Annotated in this window: 15 protein-coding genes; 4 read left to right on the forward strand and 11 right to left on the reverse strand. The window is 38.9% G+C overall.

What is annotated here, in order from left to right; all coding sequences use genetic code 11:
- Positions 1-158: 158 nt before the first annotated feature.
- Together V4T18_RS17670 and V4T18_RS17675 are read right to left on the reverse strand one after the other, a co-directional pair.
- A complete protein-coding gene (locus tag V4T18_RS17670; RefSeq protein ID WP_332651684.1) occupies positions 159-2,279 on the reverse strand; it encodes a DUF2339 domain-containing protein in 2,121 nt (706 codons plus the stop codon).
- Positions 2,280-2,353: 74 nt separating this feature from the next.
- Positions 2,354-2,842 carry a hypothetical protein gene (locus V4T18_RS17675; protein ID WP_332651686.1) on the reverse strand — a complete coding sequence of 163 codons (489 nt, stop codon included), beginning with the start codon at positions 2,840-2,842 and terminating at the stop codon, positions 2,354-2,356.
- A gap of 196 nt (positions 2,843-3,038) precedes the next feature.
- Between V4T18_RS17675 and V4T18_RS17680 the strand changes: the two genes are divergently transcribed.
- Both V4T18_RS17680 and V4T18_RS17685 read left to right on the forward strand, forming a co-directional pair.
- Complete coding sequence (locus tag V4T18_RS17680) at positions 3,039-3,281, forward strand: transposase (RefSeq protein WP_332651688.1); 243 nt, start codon at positions 3,039-3,041, stop codon at positions 3,279-3,281.
- A gap of 99 nt (positions 3,282-3,380) precedes the next feature.
- Complete coding sequence (locus tag V4T18_RS17685) at positions 3,381-3,524, forward strand: hypothetical protein (protein WP_332651690.1); 144 nt, start codon at positions 3,381-3,383, stop codon at positions 3,522-3,524.
- Between the two features lie 130 nt (positions 3,525-3,654).
- Here the strand turns inward: V4T18_RS17685 and V4T18_RS17690 are convergent, their stop codons facing one another.
- The 5 genes from V4T18_RS17690 to V4T18_RS17710 form a co-directional block, all read right to left on the reverse strand.
- Positions 3,655-4,206, reverse strand: a complete 552-nt coding sequence (locus V4T18_RS17690; RefSeq protein ID WP_332651692.1) for a hypothetical protein — start codon at positions 4,204-4,206, stop codon at positions 3,655-3,657.
- A 442-nt stretch (positions 4,207-4,648) separates the two neighbouring features.
- The gene (gene glnA / locus V4T18_RS17695; protein ID WP_332651693.1) at positions 4,649-5,983 is read right to left on the reverse strand and encodes a type I glutamate--ammonia ligase; all 1,335 of its coding nucleotides are present in this window, start codon (positions 5,981-5,983) and stop codon (positions 4,649-4,651) included.
- A 64-nt stretch (positions 5,984-6,047) separates the two neighbouring features.
- The gene (locus V4T18_RS17700) at positions 6,048-6,428 is read right to left on the reverse strand and encodes a MerR family transcriptional regulator (protein ID WP_332651695.1); all 381 of its coding nucleotides are present in this window, start codon (positions 6,426-6,428) and stop codon (positions 6,048-6,050) included.
- A gap of 212 nt (positions 6,429-6,640) precedes the next feature.
- Positions 6,641-7,195, reverse strand: a complete 555-nt coding sequence (locus V4T18_RS17705) for a hypothetical protein (protein ID WP_332651697.1) — start codon at positions 7,193-7,195, stop codon at positions 6,641-6,643.
- Between the two features lie 55 nt (positions 7,196-7,250).
- Positions 7,251-7,790, reverse strand: a complete 540-nt coding sequence (locus V4T18_RS17710; protein WP_332651698.1) for a TlpA family protein disulfide reductase — start codon at positions 7,788-7,790, stop codon at positions 7,251-7,253.
- Positions 7,791-7,936: 146 nt separating this feature from the next.
- Between V4T18_RS17710 and V4T18_RS17715 the strand changes: the two genes are divergently transcribed.
- Positions 7,937-8,491, forward strand: a complete 555-nt coding sequence (locus tag V4T18_RS17715; RefSeq protein ID WP_332651699.1) for a hypothetical protein — start codon at positions 7,937-7,939, stop codon at positions 8,489-8,491.
- Here V4T18_RS17715 and V4T18_RS17720 read toward each other — a convergent pair.
- The gene (locus V4T18_RS17720) at positions 8,418-9,668 is read right to left on the reverse strand and encodes a methionine gamma-lyase family protein (protein WP_332651700.1); all 1,251 of its coding nucleotides are present in this window, start codon (positions 9,666-9,668) and stop codon (positions 8,418-8,420) included. The two genes, V4T18_RS17715 and V4T18_RS17720, sit on opposite strands and share 74 nt — an antisense overlap.
- 132 nt (positions 9,669-9,800) lie before the next feature.
- On the opposite strand from V4T18_RS17720, the gene V4T18_RS17725 reads away from it, so the two are divergent.
- Entirely contained in the window at positions 9,801-10,418 is a 618-nt protein-coding gene (locus V4T18_RS17725; RefSeq protein WP_332651702.1) for a trimeric intracellular cation channel family protein, read from the forward strand.
- A gap of 31 nt (positions 10,419-10,449) precedes the next feature.
- On the opposite strand, the gene V4T18_RS17730 is transcribed toward V4T18_RS17725, so the two are convergent.
- The 3 genes from V4T18_RS17730 to V4T18_RS17740 are packed head-to-tail and all read right to left on the reverse strand — an operon-like array spanning position 10,450 to position 13,378.
- Positions 10,450-11,316: a glycine betaine ABC transporter substrate-binding protein gene (locus tag V4T18_RS17730; protein WP_442916961.1), complete on the reverse strand. Its 867-nt coding sequence runs from the start codon at positions 11,314-11,316 to the stop codon at positions 10,450-10,452.
- A gap of 15 nt (positions 11,317-11,331) precedes the next feature.
- Positions 11,332-12,186 (reverse strand): ABC transporter permease, encoded by an 855-nt coding sequence (locus V4T18_RS17735; RefSeq protein ID WP_332651704.1) that lies wholly within the window; start codon positions 12,184-12,186, stop codon positions 11,332-11,334.
- Positions 12,179-13,378 (reverse strand): quaternary amine ABC transporter ATP-binding protein, encoded by a 1,200-nt coding sequence (locus V4T18_RS17740; protein WP_332651706.1) that lies wholly within the window; start codon positions 13,376-13,378, stop codon positions 12,179-12,181. Before V4T18_RS17740 ends, V4T18_RS17735 begins: the two co-directional genes overlap by 8 nt.
- Positions 13,379-13,630: the final 252 nt, after the last annotated feature.

Consider the following 13,630-nt stretch of genomic DNA (forward strand, 5'->3'; position numbering starts at 1 on the left):
TCGAACTAATAAAAACAGGTCAAACCCTTGATATATCAATATTTATAGAGGGAGTCGTATATCAATCCTGCCAAATCGGCTTTTTTGCACTTAAAAACTATAAGAATAAAATACATTTACCAAAAAGAAACCGTGGCAGGGAATCACCACGGTCATTTTTATTTTCTTAACAATCGGTTTGACAGGAGTAATCCTACCCCACCAACTACAATAAATAGTGCAGATCGAATGAGTAAATCAAGTGCAGAGAGATCAAAGAAAATGAGCTTGAAAATCCCGATGCCGAGCAACGTGAATCCTAAGATTTTTACATCCTGCCAACTTCGTTTAGCTCCTGCTAATAACGCCACACTTGCCGCTGAAAAAATAGTAATAGTATTACCTATCACCCCAACAGAATAGTCGATCCAGCCATTTAGTCTCATCACTGATAAGATACTCATCATAAGAAGTATAATAAGAACAAAGCCTGTATTTATAAATAGTTCAATTTTTTGAAGAAAGGCTGCCCATTTTTTGTTCAGGAATCCCTTACGATATAAATCAGCAAGAAGTGCAATGATAACAACAGAATACACAACCTTCGCCAAGAAATTCAATTGCCAATTCGCATCCTCATAATACCCTGTTAGCAATAGCGAAATTAAACTCCCAATACTCCCTACGAGGAGCGCTCCAGGTAAAAACTTTCCAATCCATTTTTCCGGTGTAAACAATGACACTAAAAGCAACAGAAGTATTACAATATATGTTAAGTACGGATAATTAGTAACGTTTGAAATATAGTCAAACTCTAAAGCTATACAATAGATCAAAAAATACACTAGGATTAAGATAGGCAAAATATCCTGAACATGCATCTTCTTCATCCATGATTCAAATCGATTTAGATTTTGTTTTGGACGCTTCACATACATATAGATAATCACCAAATATACGAAAATCATAGCTAGTGACAGATGTTCTATTGTAAAGAACGGATATACTTCGCACACAACTATTGTAATAACGGTTATAAAGAAAAATTGCAGGCTATACGAAACCTTCATAATCGATGCTCTTAAACGTAGCCCTAGCATAATCCCCGCGAAGGAGACAAAACCAAATAGCAATATTTGAACTTCATTGGACAGATCCAATGTCACAAGCGCAAAAATAAATGCAAGGAACGCAACGGTCCCCGTTACATCTAAAACTCTCGTACGCTGCTCCTTATAGGCAATATAAGCTACACCACTATAAATGGCTAAGGAGAGTAAAAAGACCACCGTATCAAATGCCATATTTAATGAAATGAGTAGTAGCGAGAACAATGCGAAAACATTATAGCTAAATAATAACCCCTCATGTGTCTGGCTCCATTTGCTGTTAGGGTTATATACCTTCCACCAGCTATAAAGATAAACCGAGATTAATAACACGATTCCTATCGCAAAGTACATATCCGCCCCTTCACTTAACCACCATAGAGCAAGAGCCGATAAGTGTGTGAAGCCGGTCGTTACATGCAGCGCCACTTGCTGGCAGTGCTTTACAACAACAAACTGAACGGCTGCGAATAATAGTACAACAAACTGGATAATGAGTAGGCCACTGAAATCCATATATTCTAGTAAGTAAGGTAATAGAAGTGAAGTAAAAACCACGAAAATTGTTAATACTTCATTCGCCTTGGCATAGCTAATGAAAATACCATATGCAATGTAAAGAAGCGCAAGGAAAAGTGCAAGATTCAAATGCAAGACATCATATAAAATGGTTCCTGCGGCCGTTGTTAATATCCCGATAATGAATGCACCACCATAAAGGGAAATAATGACCGCCTGTGAGCTTTTTTTCTTTTTTTCTAGCACATATGGTAAGGCGATTAAACCTATCGATAGCAAATACGCTAAAGCAATTTTCACACTATCGGATAAATAGCCATAATCACTAATAAGCTTTAATCCCCAAAGCACACCAAGTACGAGAATAACCATAAACACTTTTGGCAACGCCCAAGTAATCGTTTCTTCTAAAGATCGTTGCGGTTCTTGAGCCGTTTCTATATTTTCAGGAGACGGTTCATTACTTATCGTTATAGGACTTGCCTTTGATTTTCGCTGCGATGGAGTCGGTTTTTTATAAATTGCTTTTGTCTGCTCTGAAATTTGGCTCTTTATTTCTGAGGATTCTACCGCTGTTAAGTAAGCCTCATTTTTCAGTTGAGACAACTCTTCCCTTAAGCCCCTTACCTCCTCCTCGAGCCTTTCCACCCGCTGTTCTAATTCTCTGTCCATCGTGTTCACCTACATTCAATTAGATTCCTTCACACTATACTATATGTTTATTTTAGTGTAAATTTACACTTTTATCAAGTGTAATCTAAAGCTAGCTGGTTATCAATAATTTCGAGCACACCCTTGTTCGGGTCATGAACAAAGTCGTACCAATCTAATCCTTTGTCTCCTATTTCATCTGTCATTACATCCAATGTAAGGTTTAATTTTCGTAAATTAGTTTGCAGTTCATTTAATTCCTGTTCATTTAGCGATTGTATTTTACCCAGCTGATGGCCTGTGTTCAGTAGTAATAATGATAATTCCTCGTGTTTAATATTTAAAGAGAAGTCAGATATTTTACTAGATTGCATCAAGGCAAAATCGGAGTCCGCATAAGCATGCAATTCCTCCTGTGTCATTCCGGACAGCAGGCTCACATACTCTGCTACTTCCGAAACTTCATTTCCATAAAGCTGCCCTAGCTCTCGTTTCAATTGTATGGTTTGAGCGTAAAAGTTTATGCATAAACCAATTACGGTCACAAGCACAGCAGCAACGATTATTTTCCAACCTACTTTCATTAAGCACACTTCCCTTCACTATATTCCATATCCTAATATTACCATGTTATCTTTTCTTGTGAAATCTTAGTCTACTGCTTTTTGTCCCTCTTCCCCCTCTTGTTTAATTTAAAATCGACAGGGACATAATAGGATAAAAAGGCGTGATTATTTGAAATTTTTATTAGTAATCGCTAGTATTGTTGTTCCTTTTGCTATGGTACAGTTAAAATTCAAAAGTAATGGATTCAACATCACTTTTAATATTGCGGCCGTTTTATCCGCCATTATTTTTGGCAGTATTGCATCAACATCTATTTATCAAATCATTGTAGATAACGCTGTTTTTATGACGACGATTCACGCCATATTTTTAAATCCTATTTTTTTGGTGACCGGTGCTTATCTCGGGCTTTATGTTATCTATCGATTAATGAGGCTAACCTATGAAGAAAGATGATGTCCGTAACGGCTCCTTCGAGTTTTTCTATTGTATTCGTTCATAGCCTTGAGGTACTTTTCTTATGGAATAATGTTTAAAAACATTCGGGGGTATCTGATGGAGATTCTTTGGAATATTTCTGTTGTTGTTGCTGCTGGTGCCTTTGTTATTGCTACTATAGCTATCGTAATTGCTAAAAATTATGAATCTAAATTAAAGGAACTAGAAAAACGTATCGAAGAGCTTGAAAACAAAGAGTAATATATACAAAAAGTGAAAGAGCTATTGTTAAACAGCATTTCCAAATAGAAAAAACCTTCCACATAAGGAGGGTTTTTTAAGATTTTTAGTACAACATGAAGTGTATTGGGATTAAAAATGTGTCTCTTACTTATCTCAATGGCTCAATCGTTTCAAGCCGTCCTTCGTTAGGAGTTCGTTTATTCCAAACAAAACTAATCAAATACTGTTGATTTTCCTCAACTAATTGAAATTCATTATAAGAAACGCTAACTCTTTGATCATCAAATACTAAATAATATTTTCTTTCCTCTTGTAGCTTCTGATCCACCTCAAATATTCCACTAGTAGATACTTCAAGGGATTGATAGCCTGTTATAAAAACAATACCAATGATTGATACTACTACTAATCCTGCCAGCGTACTTGTTTTTAAACTCATCTTTTGTTTTCCCCTTCCTAATAAGTATTTAATTAGAAAGTACAAGTAAATAAGAAACAGAACCGGCACAACAAATAGCGCAATAGTAGCTGGTACGAACATTAATTCATGGAGATTATAATTAAAATCTGCAATTGCTTGAATTCTACCAAGTTGAAACCCTATAAATCCTGAATAAATAAGTCCTAATAACCAATACAAAGTTAACTTTTGAGCTTTATATAATTTTTGAACATGTCTGTCTTTGCCATTTATATTCATTAACTTCTCCCACTAAAATAAATGTAAAATATTTTACTACCATGTACGTTAGCTGAAAAAAGCTACAATTTCACATTTCAATTACACCTATCGAATATTTCTAAATGTATTGGGAAGAGGCTGGGACAAAACCCGAAAACACCATTTTTCTCAACGAAAAATGGTGTTTTCTTAGTATGGAGAAAATTGATTTCCGTTCCGGGGACGCTTTCCGGGGGCACGGCCTGAGCCTGTAGTCTCAGGCGTCGTGCTGTTCCCCCAGGAGTCGCCCCTTCTCTACAATCAATTTATGAAGTAGCAAATTCTTACTATAGGTGTTCCTTGATTTCTATAAAATCTTTACTTATGTCCCAGCCTCTAAAAATAACTCGTTTTAATGCTACACATTTCATAAAGAATAGCATTGTAATAAGCGAATTACGTTTACATTTGACTTTTATAATTAATACATTTTCATGTATTGGTCACGTTCCCATTGGTGTACTTGTGTACGGAACATTTCACATTCAATTTCTTTTGCTTCTTTGAAGTTTTCGTAAATGTGTTCACCTAGTGCTTTTTTCGATACTTCATCAGCTGCTAAAAGCTTAAGTGCATCGTCTAAAGATGATGGTAAGTTATCGATTCCGTTTGCTTTACGCTCTGTTTCGTTCATTACATAAATGTTACGGTTGATCGCTGGTGGTGGAGTCATTTTTTGACGAATACCTTCAAGACCAGCTTCTAAAATAACCGCCATAGCTAAGTAAGGGTTAGCAGATGGGTCCACCGAACGTACTTCTACACGAGTTGATACACCACGTGAAGATGGGATACGAATAAGCGGCGAACGGTTTTGTGCTGACCATGCTACGTAACATGGTGCCTCGTAGCCTGGAACTAGACGTTTGTATGAGTTGATTGTTGGGTTGATTACTGCTGTAAAGCCTTTTACGTGCTCCAGGACACCAGCCATAAATTGCATTGCCGTTTGTGATAAACCAAGCTCAGTTGATTCGTCATAGAATGCATTTTCTTTTCCTTTGAATAGAGAAACGTTAAAGTGCATACCTGACCCTGCTTCACCAAATAATGGCTTTGGCATGAATGTAGCATGTAGGCCGTGCTTGCGTGCAATTGTTTTAACTACAAGCTTGAATGTTTGGATGTTGTCACATGCAGAAATAGCGTCTGCATATTTAAAATCAATTTCGTGTTGACCAGGAGCTACCTCATGGTGAGATGCTTCTATTTCAAAGCCCATTTCCTCAAGCTCTAACACGATATCACGACGGCAGTTTTCACCTAGATCTGTTGGGGCTAAGTCAAAGTAACCACCATGGTCATTTACTTCTAAAGTTGGCTCGCCTTTTTCATCAAGCTTGAATAAGAAGAATTCTGGCTCTGGTCCAAGATTGAAGTCTGTAAAGCCTAGCTCTTCCATCTCTTTTAAAACACGTTTTAGGTTTGAACGTGGATCTCCTGCAAAAGGTGTGCCATCTGGACGAGCGATGTCACAGATAAAACGTGCCACTTTACCTTTTTCAGCAGTCCATGGGAATACCATGAAAGTGTCTAAGTCTGGGAATAGATACATGTCAGACTCTTCGATACGAACAAAGCCTTCAATTGAAGAACCATCGAACATCATTTTGTTGTCTAACGCTTTATCTAATTGACTTACTGGAATTTCAACATTTTTGATTGTTCCTAAAATGTCCGTAAATTGTAAACGGATGAATTTTACTTCTTGTTCTTGCACTAGACGTTTAATATTGTCTTTTGTGTATTGACCCACAGTTTTCCACACTCCTAAATTTTTCGGCTACAAGGTTGTCCCTTGAAATGTATAATTCACACACTTATTGATAAAAGCGTGATAAATCCCCTTGTCGAATTGACGTTTTTTGCATCCGCTGCGCCTGACGCATCTCCTCACGCAAAATTTTACGTAGTTCGCCATCTGTTATTTCCTTAGCTTGGGCTTGTAAGGCCGGATCATTTTTCATTGAGAACACTTTTTTGATGCCTGCCATGTTGACACCCTGCTCTAGCATATCTTTAATTTCTAATAAAGTGTCGACGTCATTAAGCGAGAACATACGTCGATTTCCTTCTGTACGGTGTGGCTGAATTAATTCATGCTCTTCGTAATAGCGAATTTGACGCGCCGTTAATTCTGTTAGTTGCATAACAATGCTGATAGGCAAAAGCGGCATCGTTCTACGAATTTCACTACTCATATTAATCCACCTCCCTTGCATTTAATTCTACTCTCTGTCACGAACGGTGTCAACGTAATGTTAGAAAAACTAACACAAAGAAGAAAAAATAGATAATCTAGCTCATAAAAGAGAAAATCCTTTCTTCTTTTTGCTAAATCACATGCACTAAAATGACCGTTCACTCTTTTATTAATGTTTGCCTATGTGTGGGAGCAAAAATAATACGCATCTTATTCAGATGCGCTTTCCTTTTCGGTATAGTCAATATTATGTTGTCGAGCTAGAGATAATATAATGCCTCGCTCACCTGAACCAATTTGACCATTTTCAACTAAATGAACTTTTTCTCCATTTTTTAAGCTGAATGTGTAGTTGGCTGGCTCCGTTTCTGAAAATTCATAAAGAATCCCTATCATATCAGACCATTTATAAGTAGTAAGATGATTATACCCTTTAATTTTCAGCCCTTCTTCTTGTATGGCAATATAACTTTTCGGAGACAGATAAGCAGCGACACCACTTGCGATAACAAGTAAAATAGCAAGAGCATATGTAGCTTTATTTCGTTTCCACGAGAGTAAAAACAACGCCAAAATCACACCTAGGAAGGCAGCTGTTAGTAGTATAAAGTTCCGCTTAGGCGTAATGAGTACAATATTATTATGATCAAAATACAATGTCTCGACAGCCATTAATGGAACAATTAAAATCACAAGTGGCGCTACAATTAATACGGCTATTGCCAATACAATAAATACTAATGATGGTCTTAGATTATCTCTCAAAGAATCACCCCTCTAGTAGAGATTACGTGCTAACACCACATATAGTTCCCTTTTTTTACATTTGTTTGATATATAGATCAATCAATTCTTCATCGATTGCCCCATTTATTTTCGTTTGTATAATGCCCTTTTCATCAATAAAATAGGTGCTCGGAATATTCACTACTTCATACGCTTTTGACACATCACCTGTTTGATCAAGTAACACTGGGAATGTTAAGTTAAAATCTGAAACAAATTTTGATATTTTTTCAGCGTCCCCATCTTTATCTGTCAGATTGACCGCTACTACTACAACATCTTCATTCGCTGCATCATATGCTTGCAGGGCTGGCATTTCCTCTCGACAAGGACCGCACCATGTTGCCCAAAAATTCAGGATAACCTTTTTCCCTTTGGCATCCGAAAGCGCCATAGGTTCTTCTTTTATTGTTTCAAGCTTAAACTGAGGTGGCAAATCCCCTTTTTGCAGTCCAGTCGGCTCTGACGTTTCAATGAGTCCAAATTCCGCCGCTTCCTCAGAATCCTTTAAGAAATTCCACGCTAGACCAATGATCAGCGCCGCTATAATAACAATGCCTATCCACTTTTTCATCCTTATGCACCTCCATTGTAAGCATAGCACGAAGGTATTGTTCTTTTGTGAAATTTAGGTGAACTATTTAAACGTACGTAAGGGGCTATTCGAGTATAGAGCACGTAGTATTCGAACATGCATAAGAGTACTCGGTATCCGTAAGAGTGGTTGGGCTATCCGAACTAAAGAAACACGTATCCGCACAAGTGACTGGGTTATCCGCACTAAAGAGGCGCGTAACCGAACAAGAGCTGGCCGTATCCGCACTAAAGGGGTGTCTATCCGAACAAAAGGCTGCGCTATCCGCACAAAAGAAGTGTGCATCCGATCAAAAGAGTCCTATCCGCACAAGAGGCCTGCCTATCCGAACAACAGCTGGCCGTATCCGCACTAAAGAGGCACCTATCCGAACAAAAGCTGACCGTATCCGCACTAAAGGTGTGTCTATCCGAACAAAAGGCCGCGCTATCCGCACAAGAGGCCTGCCTATCCGCACTAAAGGTGTGTCTATCCGAACAAAAGGCCGCGCCATCCGCACAAGAAGCCGGCTATCCGCACAAAAGCAGCTCCTATCCGCACAAAACAACCATTCAGTCCATCATAAACAAAAAGGGTACCCCGTTATATTAGGGTACCCTCAACTTTCTACGATTTTAGCGCTTGGACCGCGCTGCAAATTGCGTATTTTACGTGCTCGTATGTTAATCCACCTTGAATAAACGCTGTGAATGGTGGACGGATTGGGCCGTCTGCTGTTAATTCAATGCTTGAACCTTGAACGAATGTTCCGGCTGCCATAATCACATCATCCTCATAGCCTGGCATATACGCTGGCTCTGGTGCAAAGTGAGCATTGATCGGCGAGGCTGCTTGCACCTCACGACAAAAGGCTACCATTTGCTCGGCTGTTTGGAATGACACAGATTGAATTAAATCGGTACGAGCATCCGAATAATGAGGTGACGTGTTCATCCCAACCTCTTCTAGCATCGCCGACGTAAAGATGGCTCCCTTCAACGCCTGGGAGACTACGTGTGGCGCGAGGAAAAAGCCTTGGTAAAAATCAGCAAGTGTATTTAATGTAGCACCTGCCTCCGCTCCAATGCCTGGTGAAGTCATTCGGTAGGCACACTTCTCTACTAAATCGGCACGCCCTGCAATATAGCCGCCGATTTTTGCTAATCCACCACCTGGATTTTTAATAAGAGAGCCTGCCATTAAATCAGCACCAACCTCTGTAGGCTCCAGCTTTTCAACAAACTCACCATAGCAATTATCAACAAAAATGACCGCTTCTGGTGCAATCTCACGAATACGCACACACATTTCCTGAATTCTCTCGATTGTAAAGGAAGGTCTTGTGGCATAACCTTTTGAACGCTGAATCGCAATCATTTTCGTATTTTCGTTAACCGCTGCCTTTACACCGTCCCAGTCAATTTCCTGATTGTCGATTAAATCAATGTGGCGATAGCGAATGCCGAAATCTTTTAACGAGCCCGTATCCTTTTCGCCTCCGTCCACAATCGATTGGAGTGTATCATAAGGCTTGCCTGTAATGTACACAAGCTCATTTCCAGGACGTAACACTCCGAACAGGCTTAATGTAATAGCATGAGTACCTGAAATAATTTGTGGGCGAACGATGGCTGCCTCTGCACCGAATACCTCTGCATACACACGCTCTAAATTATCACGTCCCTCATCATCATAGCCGTAGCCACTAGAAGGGTTTAAATGATAATCACTGACGCTATGCTTTCGAAAAGCAGCGAGTACCTTTTGCTGATTTAAAAAAGCTATATCATCACATTTTTTATGATACAGGCGTACTTTTTCCTCCATACGCTGGGCTAGCCTAATCGTTTCTTCTGTTAATGTTGTCATAAATGCCATAAGTAGAACTCCTATCTTTTTCATTTCCCTTATTAATCTTATCAATAAACCGTTCCTCGTCAACTATTGGATATTGCCTAGCCTAAGTAAAACTGCTATTCTCGGAGAAAAGGGCTTATTGGAGGAATCGTTTTGGCGTGGGATTTTTTTAGTATTATTGGAACAGTTGCATTCGCCATTTCAGGAGCTATTATTGCAATGGAGGAAGAATACGATTTGTTCGGCGTTTATATTTTAGGCATTGTAACAGCATTTGGAGGAGGGGCCGTTCGAAATGTATTAATCGGGCTACCTGTATCTACCCTTTGGAATCAAGAAATGCTATTTCAAATTGCCTTTATCTCGATGACAATTTTCTTTCTTATTCCTAATCGTTTAATTAAGCATTGGAACCGATGGGGAAATATATCAGATGCAATCGGTTTATCTGCCTTTGCGATCCAAGGAGCCATGCACGCTGTTCGATTAGAGCTTCCACTCAGCGCTGTTATAGTAGCCGCTATATTAACTGGATGTGGCGGTGGCATTATTCGAGATCTACTCGCAGGTCGAAAGCCGATCGTTCTTCGTGACGAAATATATGCGATGTGGGCAGCAGGAGCTGGTCTCATTATCGGGCTACAATTTACTACAAGTGATATCCTTCTATATATTTTATTCCTTGCCGTAATTTTATTCCGTTATTTATCGTATACGAACGGATGGCAGTTGCCTCGAAAAAAAATAATGCAATTAAGAAACCCCGAATAACCATTATTCGGGGTCCATTCTTCTAATTTTATTATTTAATGCCCTCTGTCCACTGCTTTACTTTATCCTCATTAGCCTTAATCCAATCCGCAGCGGCTTCTTTTGGTTTCTTACCTTCATTAATTGCTAGCATTACCTCTTCAATATCTTCCGAAGACCAGTTAAACGCGTCAAGTATTTTGTATGCTTCAGGTGAATCTTGCTCTAAGTCTTTACTTACAAACGTATTGATCGTTTCCTCTCCACCGAATACACCCTTTGGATCTTCTAAATATTTCAGGTCATATGAAGCGAATTTCCAATGCGGAGACCAGCCAGTTACAATAATTTCCTCTTCATTTGCAATTGCTTGACCTAGTGCTACTGTCATAGCGCCAGAGGATGAAGGTAAAAGTTCCCAAGAAGATAGATTAGGATAATTTTCAATCGCAGCTTCTGCAGCACCCATTACACCCGCACCAGCTTCTATTCCTGTTATAGTTGACCCAGCTTCTGCCGTTAAGTCTTCAATTGAATCGACATCCATATAGCTTGGTACAACTAAACCAATCTTTGCACCTGTTAAGTTTTCACCTAAACTTACTAAGTTATCTCCGTATTTTTCTAATTGAGACGCATGCGTTGCTGGTAACCAGCCTGCTACCATCGCATCAGCCTCTCCTTTTGAAACAGCTTCCCACATAATCGCATTATCTAATGGCGTTAGTGTCACATCATAGCCAACATCCTCTAAAACTTGCCCGATTACATGTGTTGATGCCACTTCTGTATCCCATTCTACGTATGCTAAATTAATTTCTCCTAGCTTTTCTTCTGAGGACGATTTATCCTCTGAACATGCACCAAGTATCATACTTAGTCCTAAAGCTGCTGCTGCAAATTTAAATTTTGTCTTCATATTTTATAATCCCCTTTAAATCGACTTTTTCTTATTGAAGCTTTGCGTTAATCGATCGGCAATTATCGCAAAAATTACTAAGCTTAGTCCTGCAACAAATCCATTACCAACCTGTGCTCGCTGTAGTGCTGATAACACTTCACGTCCAAGCCCTGGCGCACCAATCATAGATGCTATAACAACCATTGATAAGGATAGTAATACCGTCTGATTAATCCCGGCCATTATTGTTGACTTCGCTAACGGTAATTCCACTTTAAGAAGCTTTTGCTTTCCTGTACTACCGTAAGAATCCGCGGCCTCCACAAGCTCTTTTGGCACTTGACGTATACCTAAATTAGTAAAACGTACAGTTGGAGGTAATGCGAAAATCACTGATGCAAACACCCCTGGCACTACACCAATACCGAAGAACGCTACCGCTGGAATTAAATACACAAATCCAGGCATTGTTTGCATAAAATCAAGAATTGGCTGAATGATACCTTCTGCCACTTTACTTTTAGACATAAGTATCCCCATTGGAACACCAAGAATAATAGCAATTAAACTCGCAAATAAAACAAGCGTAATCGTATTCATTAACTGTTCCCATAAGTCTTGATTATAAATGAATAATAGACCAGCCACCGAAAATAGAGGTAACCCCAAAATTTTCCTCGTTGCAAAGTAAGCTAATAATGCAACCAGTATAATAAAAACAATTGGTGGAATCGCCACAAGCATGCCTGTGAGGCCTTCCATTAAAAATTCACCATTCTCTTGAAGGGACTTAAAGAAACTTGAGAATGTATCTGTTAACCAATCCATCATTGTTTCAACTGTACTAGAGACTGGCATTTCTGGAATTCTATCTAATATTTTACTCATTTGACGTCACCTCCTCATTTGATGAAGCAAGCGACTCGATTATAACGCCTCGAATTAGAATTCCTTTTAACTTTCCTTCGTCAACAACAGCGACCGGCGTCGGGCTGTCAGAAATAATTGGAAGAACATCTTGAATTAGCGTTGTTGGCTCCACACAAGGCATATCCTCTTTTACAAAAGGTAGTACCGATTTCTCACCTTTTTTAGAAGCCTCAAGCGCATCACTTGCTGTAATATAACCTTTAAATTGACGTTGCTTATTAACCGCAATCAGGACACTAATTTCCTCTTCACGCATACGCTGAAGGGCCACTTTAGGTCCATCACTTTCAATATTTACAGTCATTGGACGTACCATGACGTTTTCAACTGTTAACACTTTCGAACGGTCAACATCCTCTAAGAACGTACGAACATAGTTATTCGCTGGGTTTGTTAAAATTTCTTCCCCTGTACCTATTTGCATGATTTTCCCGTCTTTCATAATGGCAATTCGGTCACCAATGCGAAGTGCTTCGTTTAAATCATGTGTAATAAAGATAATTGTCTTCTGTACTTTTGCTTGAAGCTCTAATAATTCGTCTTGCATATCTTTTCGAATTAACGGATCGAGGGCAGAAAAAGCTTCATCCATTAATAAAATTTCTGGATCATTAGCAAGTGCTCGCGCTAGCCCTACACGTTGCTGCATTCCACCAGATAATTGACTCGGGTATTGGTCTTTAAACGCTAATAACCCCGCATTTTGTAAAGCTTTTTCTGCTTTCAATCTTCTTTCTTCCTTAGCTAGTCCTCGTACTTCTAACCCATATTCTGTATTTTCAAGAATAGTACGGTGTGGAAACAACCCAAAATTTTGGAATACCATACTCATCTTTTCACGACGTGCCACTTGTAATTGCTTTTTATTCATTGTTGAAATATTCTCGTTATCTATGAAAATATCTCCACTTGTCGGTTCTATTAAACGATTTAATAAACGAATTAACGTAGATTTCCCACTACCAGACAACCCCATGATGACAAAAATTTCACCTTCATTAACGGTAAAGTTTGCATCATAAACACCAACTGTAGCACCTGTTTTTTCGAGTATTTCTGTTTTACCCTTTCCTTGCTCTACAAGTTTAAGAGCTTGAGAAGTATGCTTCCCGAAGATTTTGGTGACATGCTCAACTCGAATCTTTTCCATATTTTCACTTCCAATTTCTATAAAAATTCTCTATAAGTAGTTCGACTCATAGTAACAACTTAATGGTAACGTAAAGTTGTTACTTATGTCAATATAACTTTCTTACATAATAATTACTTGACTAAAGAAAACGCATACATATTAAAGAAAATATGAATCTAATATTTTTCATACTAGAAAAGCACAAGCGCCCCGTCTAGCCCCGACAAGCGCTGGAAGCTCCGAATCGAAAGCTTCTTTTCCGCTTTCGAC

Source organism: Lysinibacillus sp. 54212, from assembly GCF_036662795.1.
In the GTDB taxonomy this organism is placed as follows: domain Bacteria; phylum Bacillota; class Bacilli; order Bacillales_A; family Planococcaceae; genus Lysinibacillus_B.

Coding starts and splice junctions, on each gene's coding strand:
- V4T18_RS17670 (WP_332651684.1), bottom strand. CDS start 2,279: ATGGACAGAGAATTAGAACAGCGGGTGGAAAGGCTCGAGGAGGAGGTA.
- V4T18_RS17675 (WP_332651686.1), bottom strand. CDS start 2,842: ATGAAAGTAGGTTGGAAAATAATCGTTGCTGCTGTGCTTGTGACCGTA.
- V4T18_RS17680 (WP_332651688.1), top strand. CDS start 3,039: ATGGTACAGTTAAAATTCAAAAGTAATGGATTCAACATCACTTTTAAT.
- V4T18_RS17685 (WP_332651690.1), top strand. CDS start 3,381: ATGGAGATTCTTTGGAATATTTCTGTTGTTGTTGCTGCTGGTGCCTTT.
- V4T18_RS17690 (WP_332651692.1), bottom strand. CDS start 4,206: ATGAATATAAATGGCAAAGACAGACATGTTCAAAAATTATATAAAGCT.
- V4T18_RS17700 (WP_332651695.1), bottom strand. CDS start 6,428: ATGAGTAGTGAAATTCGTAGAACGATGCCGCTTTTGCCTATCAGCATT.
- V4T18_RS17710 (WP_332651698.1), bottom strand. CDS start 7,790: ATGAAAAAGTGGATAGGCATTGTTATTATAGCGGCGCTGATCATTGGT.
- V4T18_RS17720 (WP_332651700.1), bottom strand. CDS start 9,668: ATGGCATTTATGACAACATTAACAGAAGAAACGATTAGGCTAGCCCAG.
- V4T18_RS17730 (WP_442916961.1), bottom strand. CDS start 11,316: ATGAAGACAAAATTTAAATTTGCAGCAGCAGCTTTAGGACTAAGTATG.
- V4T18_RS17735 (WP_332651704.1), bottom strand. CDS start 12,186: ATGAGTAAAATATTAGATAGAATTCCAGAAATGCCAGTCTCTAGTACA.
- V4T18_RS17740 (WP_332651706.1), bottom strand. CDS start 13,378: ATGGAAAAGATTCGAGTTGAGCATGTCACCAAAATCTTCGGGAAGCAT.